The sequence below is a fragment of the Streptomyces carpinensis genome (assembly GCF_002154505.1).
Taxonomy (GTDB): domain Bacteria; phylum Actinomycetota; class Actinomycetes; order Streptomycetales; family Streptomycetaceae; genus Streptomyces; species Streptomyces carpinensis.
Window position 1 is genome coordinate 1 of record NZ_MUBM01000141.1, and the last position, 17,828, is coordinate 17,828.

General features: G+C 70.6%; 16 protein-coding genes. 2 read left to right on the forward strand and 14 right to left on the reverse strand.

Annotated features, from left to right (window positions below; all coding sequences use genetic code 11):
* A partial coding sequence (locus BZY54_RS19390) for an oxidoreductase (protein ID WP_086726448.1) occupies window positions 1-570 on the reverse strand: 570 nt, incomplete at its 3' end.
* Between the two features lie 139 nt (window positions 571-709).
* Between BZY54_RS19390 and BZY54_RS19395 the strand changes: the two genes are divergently transcribed.
* The gene (locus tag BZY54_RS19395) at window positions 710-1,627 is read left to right on the forward strand and encodes a helix-turn-helix domain-containing protein (protein ID WP_086726449.1); all 918 of its coding nucleotides are present in this window, start codon (window positions 710-712) and stop codon (window positions 1,625-1,627) included.
* A 41-nt stretch (window positions 1,628-1,668) separates the two neighbouring features.
* On the opposite strand, the gene pssA is transcribed toward BZY54_RS19395, so the two are convergent.
* From pssA to BZY54_RS19445, 9 genes are all read right to left on the reverse strand, one after another.
* A complete protein-coding gene (gene pssA, locus BZY54_RS19400) occupies window positions 1,669-2,487 on the reverse strand; it encodes a CDP-diacylglycerol--serine O-phosphatidyltransferase (protein ID WP_086726462.1) in 819 nt (272 codons plus the stop codon).
* Between the two features lie 22 nt (window positions 2,488-2,509).
* On the reverse strand, window positions 2,510-3,166 hold the full coding sequence (locus tag BZY54_RS19405) for a phosphatidylserine decarboxylase (RefSeq protein ID WP_030170583.1): 657 nt from the start codon (window positions 3,164-3,166) through the stop codon (window positions 2,510-2,512).
* A 169-nt stretch (window positions 3,167-3,335) separates the two neighbouring features.
* Window positions 3,336-4,550 carry an acyl-CoA dehydrogenase family protein gene (locus BZY54_RS19410; RefSeq protein WP_086726450.1) on the reverse strand — a complete coding sequence of 405 codons (1,215 nt, stop codon included), beginning with the start codon at window positions 4,548-4,550 and terminating at the stop codon, window positions 3,336-3,338.
* Window positions 4,551-4,552: 2 nt separating this feature from the next.
* On the reverse strand, window positions 4,553-5,065 hold the full coding sequence (locus tag BZY54_RS19415; protein WP_086726451.1) for a MaoC family dehydratase: 513 nt from the start codon (window positions 5,063-5,065) through the stop codon (window positions 4,553-4,555).
* 15 nt (window positions 5,066-5,080) lie between these two features.
* Entirely contained in the window at window positions 5,081-6,055 is a 975-nt protein-coding gene (locus BZY54_RS19420) for an HpcH/HpaI aldolase/citrate lyase family protein (protein WP_086726452.1), read from the reverse strand.
* The gene (locus BZY54_RS19425) at window positions 6,052-8,121 is read right to left on the reverse strand and encodes a protein meaA (protein ID WP_086726453.1); all 2,070 of its coding nucleotides are present in this window, start codon (window positions 8,119-8,121) and stop codon (window positions 6,052-6,054) included. Before BZY54_RS19425 ends, BZY54_RS19420 begins: the two co-directional genes overlap by 4 nt.
* Window positions 8,122-8,138: 17 nt before the next feature.
* Entirely contained in the window at window positions 8,139-9,476 is a 1,338-nt protein-coding gene (ccrA, locus tag BZY54_RS19430; RefSeq protein ID WP_208640700.1) for a crotonyl-CoA carboxylase/reductase, read from the reverse strand.
* Between the two features lie 458 nt (window positions 9,477-9,934).
* On the reverse strand, window positions 9,935-10,753 hold the full coding sequence (locus BZY54_RS19440; protein WP_244217235.1) for a TetR family transcriptional regulator: 819 nt from the start codon (window positions 10,751-10,753) through the stop codon (window positions 9,935-9,937).
* Between the two features lie 322 nt (window positions 10,754-11,075).
* On the reverse strand, window positions 11,076-12,881 hold the full coding sequence (locus tag BZY54_RS19445) for a 3-hydroxyacyl-CoA dehydrogenase family protein (RefSeq protein ID WP_086726456.1): 1,806 nt from the start codon (window positions 12,879-12,881) through the stop codon (window positions 11,076-11,078).
* A gap of 373 nt (window positions 12,882-13,254) precedes the next feature.
* Between BZY54_RS19445 and BZY54_RS19450 the strand changes: the two genes are divergently transcribed.
* Window positions 13,255-13,830: an adenylosuccinate lyase gene (locus BZY54_RS19450; RefSeq protein ID WP_086726457.1), complete on the forward strand. Its 576-nt coding sequence runs from the start codon at window positions 13,255-13,257 to the stop codon at window positions 13,828-13,830.
* A 17-nt stretch (window positions 13,831-13,847) separates the two neighbouring features.
* Here the strand turns inward: BZY54_RS19450 and BZY54_RS19455 are convergent, their stop codons facing one another.
* From BZY54_RS19455 to BZY54_RS19470, 4 genes are all read right to left on the reverse strand, one after another.
* Window positions 13,848-14,348: a GNAT family N-acetyltransferase gene (locus tag BZY54_RS19455; protein ID WP_086726458.1), complete on the reverse strand. Its 501-nt coding sequence runs from the start codon at window positions 14,346-14,348 to the stop codon at window positions 13,848-13,850.
* Between the two features lie 20 nt (window positions 14,349-14,368).
* The gene (locus BZY54_RS19460) at window positions 14,369-14,767 is read right to left on the reverse strand and encodes a RidA family protein (RefSeq protein ID WP_086726459.1); all 399 of its coding nucleotides are present in this window, start codon (window positions 14,765-14,767) and stop codon (window positions 14,369-14,371) included.
* A gap of 59 nt (window positions 14,768-14,826) precedes the next feature.
* Window positions 14,827-16,425 (reverse strand): alpha/beta hydrolase, encoded by a 1,599-nt coding sequence (locus BZY54_RS19465; RefSeq protein WP_086726460.1) that lies wholly within the window; start codon window positions 16,423-16,425, stop codon window positions 14,827-14,829.
* A gap of 134 nt (window positions 16,426-16,559) precedes the next feature.
* Window positions 16,560-17,630: an Rv2578c family radical SAM protein gene (locus BZY54_RS19470; protein WP_086726461.1), complete on the reverse strand. Its 1,071-nt coding sequence runs from the start codon at window positions 17,628-17,630 to the stop codon at window positions 16,560-16,562.
* Between the last annotated feature and the right edge of the window lie 198 nt (window positions 17,631-17,828).

The following is a 17,828-nucleotide window of genomic DNA, read 5'->3' on the forward strand; positions in this document are numbered from 1 at the left end:
GGCGAGGTTGTAGAGGTTCTGGACCGTCACCACGGGCGCGATCGTCCGGGCCTCGGCGAGCTGCCGGGCGGAGACGGCGCTCAGGCCGAGGTGGCGGATCAGCCCCTGCCGCCGCAGCTCGGCGAGGGCGCCGAACTGCTCCGCGAGGGAGTCCTCGTTCGGCGTGTCGTGGGAGCCCAGCCGGAGGTTGACCACGTCGAGCGCGTCCACGCCCAGGTGGGTGAGGTTCTCGTGCACCTGGGCCCTCAGGTCGGCGGGGTCCAGGACCTGCCGCCAGCTTCCGTCCGGGCCCCTGCGGGCGCCGACCTTCGTGACGATGCGCAGGTCCGCCGGGTAGGGGTGCAGCGCCTCCTTGATCAGTTCGTTGACGACCGCCGGGCCGTAGAAGTCCGCGGTGTCGATGTGGGTGATGCCGGCCTCCACCGCGGCGCGCAGCACCGCGATCGCCCGGTCGCGGTCCCTGGGCGGGCCGAAGACGTTCGGCCCGGCCAGCTGCATGGCGCCGTAGCCGATGCGGGTGAGGGTCAGGCCATTGGCCGGGGTGAGGATTCCGCCGAGAGTCGCGGGCATGCCGTCGTACCTTCCGTGACGTTCCGTCGTGGTGTCGTGCCCCCACCCTGCGCCGGTCCCGGGGGCGGCGGCAGTGCCCCGCTGTTCCTGGGAGTGAGAGGGACAGGAACGTCGGGGGGAGCGGCCGTACGGTGAGGGCATGGACGGTACGAACGCGCTCGGTGACTTCCTGCGCGCCCGCCGGGGGCTGGTACGGCCGGAGGACGTCGGCCTGCGCAGCGGCGGCCTGCGGCGGGTGCCGGGACTGCGCCGCGAGGAAGTGGCGATGCTCGCCGGGATCAGCTCCGACTACTACCTGCGCCTGGAGCAGGGCCGGGACCGCAATCCGTCGGTCCAGGTCCTGGAGGCCGTCGCGCGGGTCCTGGGACTGGACGCCGACGCCACCGCGTACCTGCTCGCTCTGACGCAGCCGCGCCCGTCCGGCGCAGGGCCGGCGGGTGGCGGCCGGTCCCGGAGCGCCGGCCGCGGGCGCGGTGCCGCGGCGCTGGCGGCCGTGCCGGTGAGCATCCTCCAGCTCATCGACGGCTGGAGCGACCATCCGGCCTACGTGCAGAGCAAGCTCACCGACGTCCTCGCGGTGAACCGTCTGTGCGCCGCCCTGTCGCCGAACTACGCCGTCGGCGTCAACCTGCTGCGGGCCGTCTTCCTCGACCCCGCCGAACGGGAACTGAGACGTGACTGGGAGGAGGCCACCGAGGAGGCCGTGGCCACGCTGCGGGCCCGGGTGGGGCCGGACGTCGACGATCCGGCGCTGCGGGAGCTGGTCGGTGAGCTGTCGGTGCGCAGCGACCGGTTCCGCCGGCTGTGGGCCCGCCACGACGTACGGCCCCGGCACGGGCTGGTCAGACGGCTGCGCCATCCGCGGGTCGGCGACATCGAGCTGCACTCGGACAAGCTGACCATCGACGGCACCGAGGGCCTGACCCTGGTGGTCTTCCACACCGAGCCCGGCAGCCGCAGCGCCGAGCAGCTGAAGATCCTCGGCAGTCTCGCCGCGCCGGCGCACGATCAGGAGACCGACCGCGCCCCGGATGGCGGAAGGGCCCCCGAACCCTGAGGTCCGGAGGCCCTTGCCCGTCGTACGCCGTTTCACGACCGCTACGGCAGCTGCGCCGCCCGTGCCTCGCGGCGGTTGTCGCGGAAGTTGTTCACCCGGCGGGCCGTGGCGAACAGCGGGATCACCGCGCCCATCACCAGCTGGAGCGCGCAGCCGGTCTGCAGGAGCAGCTGGCCGCTCGGGGCGTCGAACGCCCAGGCGGCGAGCAGGCCCATCGACAGCACGATCCAGGAGAGCATCGCCACCGCCAGGCGGCCCCGCGGCTTGGGGTACTCCACGCGGCTCACCATCAGCCAGGCGGTGCCCAGGATCGCCAGCAGCGTCGCCACGAAGGGCAGCTCCAGCAGGACGATCGACACCACCGTCAGCGCGCCGAAGGGCGAGGGCATGCCCTGGAACACGCCGTCCTTCATCGTCACGCAGGAGAATCTCGCGAGCCGCAGCACCACCGCCAGCAGCACCACGATCGCGCCCAGCGCGGCCACCCTCTGGTGGGCGTCGTCCGCGACCATGCCGTAGACGAGGACGAAGTACGCCGGGGCCAGACCGAAGCTGATCAGGTCCGAGAGGTTGTCCAGCTCGGCGCCCATGGGGGAGGAGCGCAGCTTCCTCGCGACCAGGCCGTCGAACAGGTCGAAGACCGCCGCGCACAGCATCAGGATGACGGCCGTGGCGGCGCTGTGCCGGGCCATGCCCGACTCACTGCTGCCGGTGAGGTGCGGGATCAGGATGCCGGTGGTGGTGAAGTACACCGCCATGAAGCCGCACGTGGCGTTGCCCAGGGTGAGGGTGTCCGCTATCGACAGGCGCAGCGAGAGGGGCATCTCCTCCTCGTCGTCCACGTCGTCGGCCTCGGGCACCCAGCCGGCCTGGGTCTCCGGATCAATCACGGTCAATGCGAGTCACCCCAGCCACGGTCTTCTGGCCGACCTCGACCGCGACCTCCACGCCCTCGGGCAGGTAGAGGTCGACGCGCGAACCGAAGCGGATCAGACCGATCCGGTCGCCCTGCTCGACCTTGGTGCCCGACGGGATGTAGGGGACGATGCGGCGGGCCACCGCGCCGGCGATCTGGATCATCTCGATGTCGCCGAGCTCGGTGTCGAAGTGCCAGACGACCCGCTCGTTGTTCTCGCTCTCCTTGTTGAACGCCGGAACGAACCCGCCGGGGATGTGCTCGACCGACGTGACCGTGCCGGAGAGCGGGGCGCGGTTGACGTGGACGTTCAGCGGGCTCATGAAGATCGCGACGCGGGTGCGGCCGTCCTTCCACGGCATGATGCTCTGCACCACACCGTCGGCGGGCGAGATGACCCGGCCCTGGGCGATCTCGCGCTCGGGGTCGCGGAAGAACCACAGCATCCCCGCCGCGAGTGCGGTGGCGGGGACGGCCACGGCCCTGGCCGCTCCGGAGCGGCGGGCGCGGACCAGGCTGACGGCTGCGGTGGCGACGGTCGGCAAAAGCCACGGCGATGCTCCGCGCGCGAGGCGTACGCCGGCGAGGCTGTCGCGAGGTGCAGAGGTTTGGCTGTGGGGCATGGATGACCTTCGTAGCGGATGATGCCGCGCTTCGACGGGGGACGGCGGCTTTCCGCGATCGTAGCGGTTAAGGACCACAACTGGGTAAGTCGGGAAGCCGAGTCGGCGGCCGAAGACCGCTGACGGGGTGTGATCTTCTTCTCGAAGAAAACACCCCGAACCGGGACGATCAGCCCTGGAACCGATACTCTTCGAGCAGTCTGCGGCCGATGATCATTTTCTGGATCTCGGCGGTACCTTCACCGATGAGCAGCATAGGGGCCTCGCGGTAGAGACGCTCGATCTCGTACTCCTTGGAGAACCCGTAGCCGCCGTGGATGCGGAAGGCGTCCTCGACGACCTCCTTGCAGTACTCGGAGGCCAGGTACTTCGCCATCCCGGCCTCAAGGTCGTTGCGCTGGCCGGAGTCCTTCTTCCGGGCCGCGTTCACCATCATGGCATGCGCGGCCTCGACCTTGGTGGCCATCTCGGCGAGTTTGAACTGAATGGCCTGATGCTGGGCGATCGGTTTGCCGAAGGTCTGCCGCTGCTGGGCGTACTGGACGCCGAGCTCGAAGGCGCGCTGGGCGACGCCGCAGCCGCGCGCGGCCACGTTGACCCGGCCGACCTCGACGCCGTCCATCATCTGGTAGAAGCCCCGGCCGGTGGTGCCGCCGAGCACCCGATCGGCCGGTACCCGCAGGCCGTCCATGATCAGCTCGGTGGTGTCGACACCCTTGTAGCCCATCTTGTCGATCTTGCCGGGGATCGTCAGGCCGGGACGGACCTCGCCGAAACCGGGCTCCTTCTCCACCAGGAAGGTCGTCATCGACTTGTGCGGCTTCGCGGCCGCTTCTTCGGGGGAGAGACCCTCGTCACTGCGCACCAGGACCGCGACCAGCGAGGACGTGCCGCCGTTGGTCAGCCACATCTTCTGACCGGTCAGGACGTACTCGTCACCGTCCTTCACCGCCTTCGACGTGATCGCCGACACGTCCGAGCCCAGCGCGGGCTCCGACATCGAGAACGCGCCCCGGATGTCGCCGAGGGCCATCTTCGGCAGGAAGTAGTCCTTCTGCTCCTGTGTGCCGTGCTGCTTGAGCATGTACGCGACGATGAAGTGCGTGTTGATGATGCCGGACACCGACATCCAGCCGCGGGCGATCTCCTCCACGCACAGCGCGTACGTCAGCAGCGACTCGCCCAGGCCCCCGTACTCCTCGGGGATCATCAGACCGAACAGGCCGAGTTCCTTCAGGCCGTCCACGATCTGCTGGGGGTACTCGTCACGGTGCTCCAGCTCGGTCGCGACCGGGATGATCTCCTTGTCGACAAAGTCACGGACGGTGGAGACGATCTCCTGCTGGACGTCCGTGAGACCGTGGGTCTGGGCGAGACGGCTCATCTCTACTTCTCCTGGGTCTCGAGCTCCGGGCGGCCGGGCTGCTCGCCGCCGCGCTCCTTGATGTACGTCTCGGTCGGCACCATCACCTTGCGGCGGAACACGCACACCAGCGTGCCGTCCTGCTTGTAGCCCTTGGTCTCGACGTGGACGATGCCGCGGTCGTTCTTCGACTTCGACGGCCACTTGTCGAGCACGGTCGTCTCGCCGTAGATCGTGTCGCCGTGGAAGGTCGGCGCCACGTGCCTGAGCGACTCGATCTCCAGGTTGGCGATCGCCTTGCCGGAGACGTCCGGCACGGACATGCCGAGCAGCAGGGAGTAGATGTAGTTGCCCACGACGACGTTCTTGCCGAAGTCCGTCGTCCGCTCCGCGTAGTTCGCGTCCATGTGGAGCGGGTGGTGGTTCATGGTGAGGAGACAGAACAGGTGGTCGTCGTACTCCGTGACCGTCTTGCCCGGCCAGTGCTTGTACGTCGCGCCGACCTCGAACTCCTCGTAGGTGCGTCCGAACTGCATCGCGCTCAGGGCTCCTTAGCTGGCGGGGATCTCGAACTTCGACGTGCGCCGCATGCCGGCGGCCCGGCCCTTGCCGGCGATGACGAGGGCCATCTTCCGGCTGGCCTCGTCGATCATCTCGTCGCCGAGCATCGCGGAGCCCTTCTTGCCGCCCGCCTCGGACGTGCAGTAGTCGTAGGCGTCCAGGATCAACTCCGCGTGGTCGTAGTCCTCCTGGGAGGGCGAGAACACCTCGTTGGCGGCGTCCACCTGGCCGGGGTGCAGCACCCACTTGCCGTCGAACCCGAGCGCGGCGGCGCGGCCGGCGACCTCACGGAAGCCGTCGACGTTGCGGATCTGCAGGTAGGGGCCGTCGATCGCCTGGAGGTCGTTGGCGCGGGCGGCCATCAGGATCTTCATCAGGATGTAGTGGTACGCGTCCGCCGGGTAGCCGGGCGGCTGCTCGCCCACGACCAGCGACTTCATGTTGATCGACGCCATGAAGTCCGCCGGGCCGAAGATGATCGTCTCGATGCGCGGGGAGGCCTGCGCGATCTCGTTGACGTTGTTCAGGCCCTGGGCGTTCTCGATCTGCGCCTCGATGCCGATCCGGCCGACCTCGAAGCCCATCGTCTTCTCGATCTGGGTCAGCAGCAGGTCCAGCGCGACCACCTGCTGGGCGTCCTGCACCTTCGGCAGCATGATGCAGTCGAGGTTGGGGCCGGTTCCCTCGACAACCGTCACGACGTCCCGGTACGTCCACTCAGTCGTCCAGTCGTTGACGCGCACGACCCTGGTCTTGCCCGTCCAGTCGCCCTCGTTGAGGAACTTGACGATGGTGTGCCGCGCCTCGGGCTTGGCCAGCGGCGCGCACGCGTCCTCCAGGTCCAGGAAGACCTGGTCGGCGGGCAGGCCCTGCGCCTTCTCCAGGAAGCGGGGGTTGCTGCCCGGTACGGCCAGGCAGGAGCGCCGCGGGCGCAGTCGGTTGACCTGGGGAGCAGGGCTGGTCATGCGGGGACCTCCAGGGGGTCGAGCTTGTTCGCTTTCCGGATCTCGTCGACTATGCGGCCGATGATGCCGGTGATGTCGAAGTCCTTCGGGGTGAAGACGGCCGCCACTCCGGCGTCCCTGAGCTGTTCGGCGTCACCGTTCGGGATGATGCCACCTGCGATCACGGGTATATCTGTGGCACCGGCCACACGCAGTCGCTCGAGCACGTCCGGCACCAGCCGGGCGTGCGAGCCGGAGAGGATGGACAGGCCGACCGCGTGCACGTCCTCGGCGAGGGCCGCGTCCACGATCTGCTCGGGCGTGAGCCGGATGCCCTGGTAGACCACCTCGAACCCGGCGTCGCGGGCGCGGACGGCGATCTGCTCGGCGCCGTTGGAGTGCCCGTCCAGGCCGGGCTTGCCGACCAGGAAGCGCAGCTTGCCGACGCCGAGGTCGCGGGCGGTGGCGTCCACCTTCCGGCGGACGTCCGCCAGGGCCGAGCCCTCCTCGGCGGCGACGGCCACCGGCGCCGACGACACGCCGGTCGGCGCCCGGAACTCGCCGAACACCTCCCGGAGCGCCCCGGCCCACTCCCCGGTCGTGACACCCGCGCGGGCGCAGTCCAGGGTGGCCTCCATCAGGTTCTCGGTGCCCTTCGCCGCCTCCTTCAGCCGCTCCAGCGCCTTGCAGGGGCGCGGGTGGTTGAAGGGCGGCTGGTAGCGGGTGTCGCGCCAGTGCTGGAGCGAGGCGATGACACGGGCCTCGACCGCCGGGTCGACCGTCTGGATCGCGGTGTCCAGGTCGGCCGTGAGCGGGTTCGGCTCCGTCCCCTCGAATATGTTGACGCCGACGATCTTCTCCTGACCGGACTCGATCCGGGCCCGGCGCTCGGCGTGCGAGGCGACCAGCTGCGACTTCAGATAGCCGGACTCCACGGCGGCCATCGCGCCGCCCAGCTCCTGGATGTGGTCGATCTCGGCGAGCACCGCCTCGACCAGCTGGTCCACCTTGGCCTCGATCACCTTCGAGCCCTCGAAGATGTCGTCGTACTCCAGCAGGTCGCTCTCGTAGGCGAGCACCTGCTGGATGCGCAGCGACCACTGCTGGTCCCAGGGGCGGGGCAGGCCGAGCGCCTCGTTCCAGGCCGGCAGCTGCACGGCACGCGCGCGTGCGTCCTTGGAGAGGGTGACCGCCAGCATCTCCAGCACGATCCGCTGGACGTTGTTCTCCGGCTGGGCCTCGGTGAGGCCCAGGGAGTTGACCTGGACGCCGTAGCGGAACCGGCGCTGCTTGGGGTCCTCGATGCCGTAGCGCTCGCGCGTGATCCGGTCCCAGATCCGGCCGAAGGCCCGCATCTTGCACATCTCCTCGACGAAGCGGACGCCCGCGTTGACGAAGAAGGACATGCGGGCGACCACGTCGCCCATGCGCTCCTGCGGCACCTGACCGCTGTCCCGGACGGCGTCGAGGACGGCGATCGCGGTGGACATCGCGTACGCGATCTCCTGCACCGGCGTGGCGCCCGCCTCCTGCAGGTGGTAGCTGCAGATGTTGATCGGGTTCCACTTGGGGATGTGGGAGACCGTGTACGCGATCATGTCCGTCGTCAGGCGGAGCGACGGTCCCGGCGGGAAGACGTGGGTGCCCCGGGACAGGTACTCCTTGACGATGTCGTTCTGGGTCGTGCCCTGGAGCCTGGTGATGTCCGCGCCCTGCTCCTCGGCCACGACCTGGTAGAGCGCCAGCAGCCACATGGCCGTGGCGTTGATCGTCATCGAGGTGTTCATCTGCTCCAGGGGGATGTCCTGGAACAGGCGGCGCATGTCACCGAGGTGCGCGATCGGCACGCCGACCCGGCCGACCTCGCCGCGGGCGAGGATGTGGTCGGAGTCGTAGCCGGTCTGCGTCGGCAGGTCGAACGCCACCGACAGGCCCGTCTGACCCTTGGCGAGGTTGCGCCGGTACAGCTCGTTGGACGCCTCGGCGGTGGAGTGACCGGCGTAGGTGCGCATGAGCCACGGCCGGTCCCTTTCCTTTCGCGCCTGCGCGGGCTCGCGCCCGTCCACGGCGGGCTGACGCTCTGTCATCTATGGCCTCCGCTGCCTCAGATGTTCCGGAAGCGGTTGATGGCGTCGACGTGCTTGGCGCGCTTCTCCTCGTCGCGCACGCCCAGGCCCTCCTCGGGGGCCATGCAGAGCACGCCGACCTTGCCCTGGTGGAGGTTGCGGTGCACGTCGTACGCCGCCTGCCCGGTGTCCTCCAGGGAGTAGACCCTCGAGAGGGTCGGGTGGATCTTGCCCTTGGCGATGAGGCGGTTGGCCTCCCAGGCCTCGCGGTAGTTGGCGAAGTGCGAGCCGATGATCCGCTTCAGCGACATCCACAGGTAGCGGTTGTCGTACTCGTGGTTGTAGCCCGAGGTCGAGGCGCAGGTGACGATGGTGCCGCCCTTGCGGGTGACGTAGACGGAGGCGCCGAAGGTCTCACGGCCGGGGTGCTCGAAGACGATGTCGACGTCCTCGCCGTCGGTGAGCTCGCGGATGCGCTTGCCGAAGCGCTTCCACTCCCTGGGGTCCTGGGTGTGCTCGTCCTTCCAGAACCGGTAGTCCTCGGCGTTGCGGTCGATGATCGCCTCGGCGCCCATGGAGCGGCAGATCTCGGCCTTCTGCGGCGAGGAGACGACGCAGATGGGGTTGGCGCCGCCGGCGAGGGCGAACTGTGTGGCGTAGGAGCCGAGGCCGCCGCTCGCGCCCCAGATGAGCACGTTGTCGCCCTGCTTCATACCGGCGCCGTTGCGGGAGACCAGCTGGCGGTAGGCGGTGGAGTTGACCAGACCGGGGGCGGCGGCCTCCTCCCAGCTCAGATGGCCGGGCTTCGGCATCAGCTGGTTGGACTTGACCAGGGCGATCTCGGCGAGGCCGCCGAAGTTGGTCTCGAAGCCCCAGATGCGCTGCTCGGGGTCGAGCATGGTGTCGTTGTGGCCGTCGGACGACTCCAGCTCGACGGAGAGGCAGTGCGCGACGACCTCGTCACCGGGCTTCCAGGCGTTGACGCCCGGGCCGGTGCGCAGGACGACGCCCGCGAGGTCGGAGCCGATGATGTGGTACGGCAGGTCGTGGCGCCTGGTGAGCTCCGAGAGCTTGCCGTAGCGCTCCAGGAAGCCGAAGGTCGGCAGCGGTTCGAAGATCGAGGTCCACACCGAGTTGTAGTTGACCGAGGAGGCCATGACGGCCACCAGGGCCTCGCCCGGGCCCAGCTCGGGCACTGGCACCTCGTCGAGGTGGATCGACTTGCGCGGGTCCTTGTCGCGGGCCTCCAGACCCGCGAACATCTCCGTCTCGTCCTTGTGCACGGTGATCGCGCGGTACGACTCGGGGAGCGGCAGAGCGGCGAAGTCGGCCGGCGTGGAGTCCGGCGACTGGATCGCGTCCAGGATGTCCTTCACGGTCACGGTGTTGCCTCCGGCGATGAGCGCCCTGAGGGAGGGCGCTGAGGGTTACGTCGGTGCTGCTGAGGGTTTGGGTGAGGGTGCCGTCGGTTCGGCCTGGGTGCCGTCGGTTCGGCGGGTGGTGCTGTGGCAGCGCTTTGTGGCGCGGGAGGTTGCCTGTGACGCAGGCGTCCGGGCGTGCGGGCCGTTGGCCTGCTGGGACAGCCGGCATGCGGTGCGGTCGCTGCACGCCGGTCGCCCGGACACCTTCAACGTATGACACCCCGTGTCAGCTCGCAAGGCACTGAGTGCCATGAATTTCGCTCAGACGAAATCTTTACGTAACAAATGAGCGATGATCGATCGAACGCTGCCTCGGACCCGGTCGAAAAGGGCCCCTGACATGCCAAAACGGCCACCCCGCAGGGTGGCCGTTCTCACAGCGCGCTCGGGCTCCGGCGGCCGTCGCGCGGGGCTCAGCGGTCCTTCAGGGCCTCCTCGATGGTCCGCATGACCTCGTCCAGCGGGGCGTCGGTGCGGGCGATCGTCACCAGGACCTCGCCCTGCCGGGAGACGGCGGCGGGGGAGACCGAGTGGGGCTCGGGCGCGGCGGTGCGGCCGGCCCCGATCCCGGTGCCGAAGGTCTTGCGGACGATGGCGAAGGCGTGGTCCAGCTGCGCCTCCACGTCCCCCCGGCCGTCCGCCCGCAGCCAGCGCCGCAGCACGTGGTTGTGCGCGGTGACCACGGCGGAGGCGGCGACCTCGGCGAGCAGCGGGTCGTCGTTGGCGTCGTCGGCGTGCACGCGCTCGTCGAAGTGGCCGAGCAGATAGCGGGTGAACAGGCGCTCGTAGCGGGCCACCGAGGCGATCTCCGCCTCGCGCAGCGTGGGCACCTCGCGGGTCAGCTTGTAGCGGGCGACCGAGATCTCCGGCCGGGCCGCGTACATCTTCATGACTTCCTTGATGCCGCGGCACACCGTGTCGAGCGGGTGCTCGTGCGCGGGGGCCGCGTTGAGGACCGCCTCCGCGCGGATCAGGGTGTCGTCGTGGTCGGGGAAGATCGCCTCTTCCTTGGAGCGGAAGTGGCGGAAGAAGGTGCGGCGGGCGACCCCGGCCGCCGCCGCGATCTCGTCGACCGTGGTCGCCTCGTACCCCTTGGTCGCGAACAGCTCCATCGCGGCGGCAGCCAGTTCCCGGCGCATCTTGAGCCGCTGGGCGGCCGCGCGGGAGCCCGCGGCGCTCTCCGGCGCGTCGGGCGTGGCTGGTGTACGTGAGGACTTGGCGGGCTGGGACATGCCCTGAACGTACTGCATCCGCTCACTCCGGTGCGCAGGTCCCCGGCTCACCCCGTCCTCGGCGGGCGGGGACGGGGCCGCGGGGTCCAGCAGACCACCCCACTTCCGCCCCGCCCCGAACCGGTCCTCCGGTCGGCCAGGGGGTGTCTCGTGGGTCCTGCCGGGGCCGCGGGGCCTGACACGCGCGTCTGCGGCGTTGTCGTCACTCGCCGACGCTCCGCGTCGACTCCCTCCTCCGCCTTGCAGCCGCACGCGCCCGGCCCCGCTCGGGTCTCCTGAGAGGGGCCGCTCGTCCGAGCCGGCCTGACCCACAAGACGCCCCCTAGCGGCGGGCATATTCGCGGAAACCGCGGCCCGTCTTGCGACCGAGGCAGCCCGCGGCCACCAGGTGCTCCAGGAGCGGAGCCGGGGCCAGGCCCGGGTCCCGGAACTCGCGGTGGAGGACCTTCTCGATGGCCAGCGAGACGTCCAGGCCGACCACGTCGAGCAGCTCGAAGGGGCCCATCGGGTAGCCGCCGCCGAGCCTCATCGCCGCGTCGATGTCGTCGAGGGAGGCGTAGTGCTCCTGGACCATCTTGATCGCGTTGTTGAGGTACGGGAACAGCAGCGCGTTGACGATGAAGCCCGCACGGTCGCCGCAGTCAACGGGGTGCTTCCTGATCTGCGCGCACACCTCGCGGACCGTCGCGTGGACGTCGTCCGCGGTCAGCACCGTGCGCACCACCTCGACCAGCTTCATCGCCGGTGCCGGGTTGAAGAAGTGCATGCCGACCACGTCCTGCGGACGCGAGGTGGCACGCGCACACGCGACCACGGGCAGCGAGGAGGTGGTGGTGGCGAGCACCGCGCCCGGCTTGCACACCTTGTCCAGCGTCGCGAACAACTGCTGCTTGACCGCCAGGTCCTCGGCGACGGCCTCCAGTGCCAGGTCCACGTCGGCGAAGTCGTCGTAGCTGCCGGTCGCCGTGATCCGGTCCAGGGTCTGCGCGGCCGCCTCGGCGGTCAGCCGTCCCTTGTCGACAGAGCGGGAAAGCGACTTGCCGATACGGGCCTTGGCGGCCTGCGCCTTCTCCGCGCTGCGCGCGGCGAGCACCACCTCGAACCCGGCCTTCGCGAACACCTCCGCGATGCCGGAGGCCATGGTCCCCGAGCCGGCGACGCCGACGCAGCGGACGGGACGGCCGGCGGTGAGGGTGTCGCCGTCCAGCGGGGTCAGCGCGTCACGCAGGACGACGCCGCTGCCCGGCGCCTCGTAGGTGTAGAACCCGCGGCCCGCCTTGCGTCCGGTCAGGCCCGCCTCGCTGAGCTGCTTGAGGATCGGCGCGGGCGCGTGCAGGCGGTCGCGCGACTCGGCGTACATGGCCTCCAGGACCGTACGCGCGGTGTCGACGCCGATCAGGTCGAGCAGGGCCAGGGGGCCCATCGGCAGCCCGCAGCCGAGCCGCATCGCGGCGTCGATGTCCTCGCGGGAGGCGTACTTGGCCTCGTACATCGCGGCCGCCTGGTTGAGGTAGCCGAACAGCAGGCCGTCCGCGACGAATCCGGGCCGGTCGCCGACCGCGACCGGTTCCTTGCCCAGTTCCAGGGCGAGGTCGGTGACGGCGGCGACGGCCTGCGGAGCGGTCAGCACGCAGGAGACGACCTCGACCAGCTTCATCGCCGGCGCCGGGTTGAAGAAGTGCAGGCCGAGCACCCGCTCGGGGTGCGCCGAGTCGGCGGCCAGGCGGGTCACGGACAGGGCGTTGGTGCCGGTCGCCAGGATCGCCCCGGGCCGCACGATGCCGTCCAGCTCCCGGAGGATCTGCTGCTTGATCTCGTACGACTCCGGTGCCACCTCGATGACCAGGTCGGCGCCGGCCGCGGCGGCCAGGTCGGTGGAGGTGCGCACACGAGCGAGGACGTCCGCGCGCTCCTGCTCGGTCAGCCGTCCGCGCTCGACGGCACGGGCGGTGGAGATCTCCAGGGTGGCGACGGACTTGGCGGCCGCCGCCTCACTGATGTCGATGCCGACGACCTCGCGGCCGCCCCGGGCGAGGACTTCGGTGATGCCGGTGCCCATGGTGCCGAGGCCGACGACGGCGATCGTCTTCAGCGGGGACAGAGAGGTGTCGGAGAGGGGAGTGGCCATCGCGGGACTCCAGGAATGAGGGGTGACGACTGGGAGCGCGGCCCGGTGCGCCGAGAGCGCACCGGGTGCGAAGGAAAGGAATGCGGGTGTGGCCGGGCTACGAGCGCACACGCCCGGTGCCGACCGCCGTGGGCGTGCACACGCCCAGGCGATGGCGGGAGCCGACCGGCTCTGTCCCGAAGCCGAGTCGTACTGCGGTACCTGACGTACCGAACCGACAACGCTCGCAGCGGCTGCGTCACCAGGCCACTGCGAGGTGGTGCGAGCGGGTAACTCGCTCGTATGAGCTTAACCGGTGGGTAACGAGCGCGCCACCCCCTTGAGTTTGTGATGTAGGTCCCGCGCGGATGACTCGGCCCCTAGGCTGGCCCTTGTGGACGAAGAGTTGCGGTCGCTCACGGAGCGCTTACGGCAGGAGTCGGGCGACACGGCGGCGTTCCGGCGCCTGGAGGCCACGGACGACCCGGACGAACTGGCCGAGGTCCTCACGGCTCCGGGGCAGCCGTTGTGGGCCAGGGAGCTGGCGGCCTTCCGGCTGGGGCTGGCCGGTGACCGGCGGGCCTTCGAGTCCCTGGTCCTGCTCCTGAACCACCGCGACCCGCAGCGCTGCGTCTCCGCCGCCCACGCCCTGGCCCGCCTCGGCGATCCCCGCACCGCCCGCGCCGCGGCGGCCCTGGCGACCAACGAACTGCGCGTCGCATACGCACTGCACCCCGTACGTCTCCTGGTGGAACTGCGCGCCCCCGAGTCCGTGCCCGCCCTGATCACCACCTTGCAACGCCGGCTGGGCCCGCACGACCCCTACCGTCGCGTGGCCCTGGCCTGCGTGGAGGGCCTGGGAGCACTCGGGGACGCACGGGCCCGCCCCGTACTGAACGAGGCCCTGGCCCACCCGGCCCTCGCGGAGGCGGCGGTACGCGCACTCGCGGTGATCCCGAAGCAGCGCTGACGCCTGGGGTCTTTCGTTCAGCCCGGCAGGTCCCTGGCGTACCGCACCTCGGGCACCAGGGCGCCGCCCGCCTCGAAGGGCTCTTCGGCGCCGTCCGCCCGGAACCCCGCGCGCTCGTAGAAGCGGCGGGCACCGGTGTTCTCCTTCAGCACCCACAGGAGCATGCGCCGGTACCCGGCGGCCGCGCACTGCCGTACCGCCTCCGTCACCAGCGCCCGCCCGATACCGCCGCCGCACCGGTCGGGGGCCACGTAGAGGGCGTACAACTCGGCCTCCTCGGGGCGGGCTTCGCCTTCCCGGTAGGGGCCGTGGCAGGCCCAGCCGACGAGCTCGCCGTCGCTCTCGGCGACCAGGTTCACCACGGCGCCGTCGCTTCGCTCCAGGCGGGCGCGCCGGCGCTCGGCGTCGCGCTCCACGCTGAGCCCGTCCAGGTACGGCTGCGGCATGAGGCCCCGGTAGGCGCTCTGCCAGCCGCGGACCCGGATCTCGGACACCCGCTCGCAGTCGTCGAGCCTCATGGCCCGGATCCGCGGTCGCGTCACCCGCCCACCACTGCGAACGCCTCGATCTCCATCAGGAACTCCGGGCGCACCAGGGCGGCGACCTGAACGGCCGAGGAGGCCGGCAGGCGGTCGTCCGGTATGTGCGCGACGCGGGCCGCGCGGATGGCCGGCATGTGGCTCATGTCCGTGACGAAATAGGTGAGCTTGACGACGTCGTCGAAGGTCGCCCCGGCGGCGGCCAGGCAGCGGTGGAGGTTCTCGAAGACCTGGCGGGCCTGGGCCGCCGGGTCGTTCTCACCGACGAGCTTGCCGTCCTCGTCCAGCGGCAGCTGGCCGGAGACCGCGACGAAGCGGCCGGTGCCGATGACGACGTGGGTGTACTGCGCGGCGGGGGCGACCCCTTCGGGGGCGGGGATCCGGATCGGCTCGGTCATGGGTCCATGGTGGACCATGGGTCCGACAGCCGGGGTCCGGCCCGCCCCCGACGGCCGGATCAGCCGCGGAAGCCCACCAGCCCGTGCAGCGTCGCACCCCGCGACGCGCCGGACGCGGAGGGGGCCGCCGATGTCTTCGCGCCCTGCGGCTTCGGGTCGGGCAGCTTCTGGCAGACCGCGTCGGCCGGGCCGGCGTGACCGCGCGGCACGGTGCCGTCGGTCAGATACCGCGCCAGGTACTTGTCCAGGCAGGCGTTGCCGCTCAGTGTGATGCCGTGGTTGCCGCCGCCCTGCTCGACGACCAGGCTGGAGCGGGCCAGGAGGTGATGGACCGTCACTCCGCCTTCGTAGGGGGTCGCCGCGTCGTCGGTCGCCTGGAACAGCAAGGCCGGCGGCAGCTGGCCGTTGGCGATGTTCACCGGGCGTGGCTTGGAAGCGGCCGGCCAGAAGGCGCACGGCGCGTTGTACCAGGCGTTGTTCCAGGTCATGAACGGCGCCTTGCCGTACACCGCCCAGTTGTCCGCGCGCCACTGACTCCAGTCGTGCGGCCAGGCGGTGTCACGGCACTGCACCGAGCTGTAGACGCTGTAGCCGTTGTCGCCGGAGGCGTTGACGGCGCCGAAGCCGGCGTAGGCCTGTACGAGCGGGCCGGTCTTCCCGTCGTTCACGTACGCGGCGAACGCCTTGGCGAGGGAGGGCCAGTAGCCGTTGTAGTAGCCGCCCGGCATGAAGGTGTCCTCCAGCTCGGAGGCGCCGACCCTGCCGCCCGCGGGGTGCTTGGCGAGCGCCGCCCGCATCTTGTACCACTTGGCCTCCACCCGGGCGGGATCGGTGCCGAGCCGGTACGTCGAGTCGTACTTGGCGATCCAGGCCATGAAGGCGCGGTGCCGGTCGTTGAAGGCGTGGTCCTGCTGGAGGTTGTCCTCGTACCAGACCCCGGTCGGGTCGACGATCGAGTCCAGGACCAGGCGGCGCACCCGCTCGGGGAAGAGCCTGGCGTACACCGCGCCGAGGTAGGTGCCGTAGGAGTAACCGAAGTAGTTGACCTTCCGCGCGCCGAGGGCCCTGCGGATGGAGTCCATGTCCGTGGCCGCGTCGACCGTGTCGATGTGCGGCAGCAGGCTCGCGTACTTCCTGCCGCAGGCGGCGGCGTAGGACCGCACGCGCGCGAGGTTGGCCTTCTCCAGCGCGGGCGTGCTCGGCACCGAGTCCGGGCGCACCGGTTTGAAGTGGTCCGGCGCGCAGTTCATCGCCGGCTCGCTGGCGCCGACCCCGCGCGGATCGAAGCCGATGACGTCGTACTGGGCCGCGACCGCCTCGGGCAGCGAGGAGGCCACGAAGGAGGGGAGCGAGAGCCCGCTGCCGCCGGGGCCGCCCGGATTGACCAGGAGGGGTCCCTGGTACGTCTTCGCGGTGTGCGGGACGCGGGACAGCGCCAGCGTGATCTGCCGCCCGGACGGATGCCGGTAGTCCAGCGGCACCTTCAGGGACCCGCACTGCAGGGTCGGATGGTCGGTGGTGCCGCACTTCTTCCAGCTGACGCCGGCGGCCCGGACGGCGGCGGCGGGGTGCGACGTGGTGGCGTCGGCGGGGACGGCTGTGAGGGAACCGGCGACGACGGCGGCGGCGCCGAACAGCACGGCAGCGCGCTTTCTCATGAGTCCTCCCAGGACGGAGAGGCTTCGGACCGCGGTCTCGCGCTCCTCGCCGCATCGTCCCGGAAAGCACCCCTTCTAGAACGCGTTCTGACGATTGTTGACCCAATTGGGCCGCGCGATGCGCTCGAACGACCTCAGAGAAGCGTGAGTTGGACCGGCTCGGACGTCGAGGCCGGATGCGGTGCGGCCGTGTCCGGCTCCGGCGGGTGGATGCGCCGCGGCATCCCCGCGCGCGCGGGGCCGATGCCGTACTCCCGGGCCAGGTCGTGCACCTGACGGGTGATCCGGCGCTGGTACCACTTCGGGGCGTAGGCGCCTTCGGCGTACAGGCGCTCGTACCGGCGCACCAGATGCGGGTGGTGCCGGCCGAGCCAGGCCATGAACCACTCGCGGGCGCCGGGCCGCAGATGGAGCGTCAGCGGGGTGACGGAGGTGGCGCCGGCCTCGGCGATCGCCCGTACCGTCGCCCGGAGTTGGGCCGGGTGGTCGCTCAGGAACGGGATCACCGGGGCCATCAGCACCCCGCAGCCGATCCCGCGCTCGCCGAGGGCGCGGACGACGTCCAGGCGGCGCTCCGGCGCCGGCGTGCCCGGCTCCACGGTGCGCCACAGCTCGGGGTCGACGAAGCCGACGGAGACGGAGATGCCCACGTCGGTGACCTCCGCCGCCTGCGTCAGCAGGTCCAGGTCGCGCAGGATGAGCGTGCCCTTGGTCAGGATCGAGAACGGGTTCGCCTGGTCGCGCAGGGCGGCCAGGATGCCCGGCATCAGGCGGTAGCGGCCCTCGGCCCGCTGGTAGCAGTCGACGTTCGTGCCCATCGCGATGTGCTCGCCCCGCCAGCGGCGCGAGGCCAGCTGGCGGCGCAGCAGCTCCGGCGCGTTGACCTTGACCACGATCTGGCTGTCGAAGCCGAGCCCCGTGTCCAGGTCCAGATAGCTGTGCGTCTTGCGCGCGAAGCAGTAGACGCACGCGTGCGTGCAGCCCCGGTAGGGGTTGACGGTCCACTCGAACGGCATGCGGGAGGCGCCCGGCACGCGGTTGATGATCGAGCGGGCCCGGACCTCGTGGAAGGTGATTCCGCGGAACTCGGGCGTGTCGAAGGTGCGGGTGGTCACCGCGTCCGCGCCGAACAGCGCGACGTCGGCCCGGCTGTGTTCGGAGTCTCCGGGGGCCCCGGAGTCCGCTGTGAGGTTGTCCCAGCGCATGACGCCTCCCCTGCTCGGTGGCACTGGAAGCAGAATAGAACATGTGTTCCCTTGATCGTGCGGGCGGTCACGAGGACGCGTCCGCCGGGTCCGTGGACGCGTCCTCGTCACCCCTCCCGCGGGCCCGTCGGCCGGACTGCGGCCAGGCATGCCGTCATTCGCCTCGCCTGGCCCGATGCCGTCGGCCGCGCCGCCGCG

Bases quoted from the DNA above. Each gene is read 5' to 3' on its own strand.
- BZY54_RS19395 (WP_086726449.1), top strand. From the start codon at position 710: ATGGACGGTACGAACGCGCTCGGTGACTTCCTGCGCGCCCGCCGGGGG.
- BZY54_RS19405 (WP_030170583.1), bottom strand. From the start codon at position 3,166: ATGCCCCACAGCCAAACCTCTGCACCTCGCGACAGCCTCGCCGGCGTA.
- BZY54_RS19410 (WP_086726450.1), bottom strand. From the start codon at position 4,550: ATGAGCCGTCTCGCCCAGACCCACGGTCTCACGGACGTCCAGCAGGAG.
- BZY54_RS19415 (WP_086726451.1), bottom strand. From the start codon at position 5,065: ATGCAGTTCGGACGCACCTACGAGGAGTTCGAGGTCGGCGCGACGTAC.
- BZY54_RS19420 (WP_086726452.1), bottom strand. From the start codon at position 6,055: ATGACCAGCCCTGCTCCCCAGGTCAACCGACTGCGCCCGCGGCGCTCC.
- BZY54_RS19425 (WP_086726453.1), bottom strand. From the start codon at position 8,121: ATGACAGAGCGTCAGCCCGCCGTGGACGGGCGCGAGCCCGCGCAGGCG.
- BZY54_RS19440 (WP_244217235.1), bottom strand. From the start codon at position 10,753: ATGTCCCAGCCCGCCAAGTCCTCACGTACACCAGCCACGCCCGACGCG.
- BZY54_RS19445 (WP_086726456.1), bottom strand. From the start codon at position 12,881: ATGGCCACTCCCCTCTCCGACACCTCTCTGTCCCCGCTGAAGACGATC.
- BZY54_RS19455 (WP_086726458.1), bottom strand. From the start codon at position 14,348: ATGAGGCTCGACGACTGCGAGCGGGTGTCCGAGATCCGGGTCCGCGGC.
- BZY54_RS19460 (WP_086726459.1), bottom strand. From the start codon at position 14,767: ATGACCGAGCCGATCCGGATCCCCGCCCCCGAAGGGGTCGCCCCCGCC.
- BZY54_RS19465 (WP_086726460.1), bottom strand. From the start codon at position 16,425: ATGAGAAAGCGCGCTGCCGTGCTGTTCGGCGCCGCCGCCGTCGTCGCC.
- BZY54_RS19470 (WP_086726461.1), bottom strand. From the start codon at position 17,630: ATGCGCTGGGACAACCTCACAGCGGACTCCGGGGCCCCCGGAGACTCC.